The 1,833-nt window shown below is 33.0% G+C and carries 3 protein-coding genes; 1 reads left to right on the top strand and 2 read right to left on the bottom strand.

The window, feature by feature from the left end:
- Positions 1 to 123: 123 nt before the first annotated feature.
- Complete coding sequence (locus OEW74_RS19315) at positions 124 to 636, bottom strand: nitroreductase (RefSeq protein ID WP_265430035.1); 513 nt, start codon at positions 634 to 636, stop codon at positions 124 to 126.
- Positions 637 to 771: 135 nt separating this feature from the next.
- Positions 772 to 1,221, bottom strand: a complete 450-nt coding sequence (locus OEW74_RS19310; protein WP_219243620.1) for a GreA/GreB family elongation factor — start codon at positions 1,219 to 1,221, stop codon at positions 772 to 774.
- Between the two features lie 72 nt (positions 1,222 to 1,293).
- On the opposite strand from OEW74_RS19310, the gene OEW74_RS19305 reads away from it, so the two are divergent.
- The gene (locus OEW74_RS19305; protein WP_265430033.1) at positions 1,294 to 1,650 is read left to right on the top strand and encodes a DUF805 domain-containing protein; all 357 of its coding nucleotides are present in this window, start codon (positions 1,294 to 1,296) and stop codon (positions 1,648 to 1,650) included.
- The last annotated feature ends 183 nt before the right edge of the window (positions 1,651 to 1,833 follow it).

The raw sequence follows: 1,833 nt of genomic DNA, 5'->3' as shown, positions 1-1,833 counted from the left end.
TTTTAACCTAAAGAATTTGCATATTAACATAGAACATCAGGGCTAGAAAATTTGTTTGTAGTTCACTGCTTCTCCTATCATCAAAATCGGTAAACTGTTACATCGCTATATTGTTACATTGAACTAATCAATATTTCCCATGTAAAACACCCCAAGACACTTCTGATTTTCTTCAATAGTTAAAGAATCTTTCAGGTTATCAACAATTTTTGGGGAACTCCAGTAGCATCCCACTCCATTTGCAGTACAGGTAAGGTACATGTTTTGTACAGCCATAGAAACTGCAGCAATTTCTTCCCATTCAGGAACCATTCCGCTGAAATTAACAATAATGGAAACCACAGCATCTGCTTTATTGATTTTAAAACCAATATCCTGATATTTCTTTTCTAAAAAAACTTGCGGAGCGGTAACTGATTTGTAAATTCCCTGCATTTCTACAGCCAAATTTGCTTTTTCTTCCCCTTTAAAAACTTTAAAACGCCAAGGTTTTGTACGCTTATGATTGGGAGCCAATGTTGCCGAATGAAGAATTTCATCGATGATTTCCTGAGAGATTTCTGTTTCGTTATAATCTTTTGGGAAGATGCTTCTTCTTTGTTCTATAATATCTTTTAAGACTTCTGCTTTATTCATGCAGACAAAATTACGGAAAAGTTGATGGATGGTTGTTGATGGGTGATAGTTTTTTGTTATTAAAAATTTAGATAATTTCTGCGTAAAAATGATAAGTTGCAAAACTCATCATTCATAACTTATAACTTATAACTTCTAAAGAATCGCTTCAATCTTCTGATGAATTTTATTCAACGTGAATTCTTCACCCGCTTTCATACCCATTATTTTTTGAGCCATCGGACTTTCGGGAGAAATAGCATAGAATCGGTCACCTTCAAAGAAAAATTCACCCAAAGAAACTGAAATATAAAACCTTGCTTTATTGGTAATAACCAGTGAGCCTAACTTAGCACGTTCAGAATCAGAATTTAAAACTTTCTTCATTTGTTGCTGCATGCTTTTTAAGTTAGCCATCTGTTTGTCTAAATGGTAAATTTCGTCCTGCATTTCTTCACGAATAGAATCGTATTTTGAAGTTTTTTTCACTTCGCGACTTGCTTCCAGCGTAAAATTTAAATAAAACTCTAACGTTTTTACTTTTCCAGAGATCATGTCTCTCACAAAAATCCGCAAATCATTTTTATTGTAAATCGCCTTCTGCATACATCGTAATCTTTAGTTAAAGATAATATTTTTTGAAAATAAATGATACTTTTACTCTTCAAAAATAAAACCATGTTTCAAAACGTATTTTCAACTGAAGGAAGAATCAGAAGAACAGAATTTGCCTTATCTATTTTAATACATGTAGCTGCCGTCTTTTTCACGGTTTTTTTGTTTGCTCTTACCAAGATTGATTTTTTTATCGTCATTGCAGTTGTTGTTTGGCTTGCCGGTATCATTTTCAGAGTGATTCAGGGAGCAAAAAGATGTCACGATATCGGAGTAAGTGGCTGGTTTCAGTTTATTCCGTTTTTTGTTATCGCAATGATTTTTGTAGATAGCAATCGTGGCAGCAACCGATACGGAGACAATCCTAAAGGCATCGGAAATTACTATACGATCGACGAAATTGGCAAAAAAAATTATTAAATAAAAAAACTGTTTTCAAAAATCTGAAAACAGTTTGTAAGAAATTAATTCTAACCCGTTGTGCAATTTGAAGACATTTTTAAACACTTTGTATCCAAACTCTTGTATTTCTTTATTAAATGAAATCGAAGATTCGACGAAGTCAAATGCCCTTGTTTGTCTTAAAAAAGAAATTTATCTGAG

It is taken from the genome of Chryseobacterium sp. YIM B08800 (genome assembly GCF_026163565.1).
In the GTDB taxonomy this organism is placed as follows: domain Bacteria; phylum Bacteroidota; class Bacteroidia; order Flavobacteriales; family Weeksellaceae; genus Chryseobacterium.
Note: the sequence above shows the minus strand (reverse complement) of the source record. Positions and strands in the feature narration are given on the sequence as shown.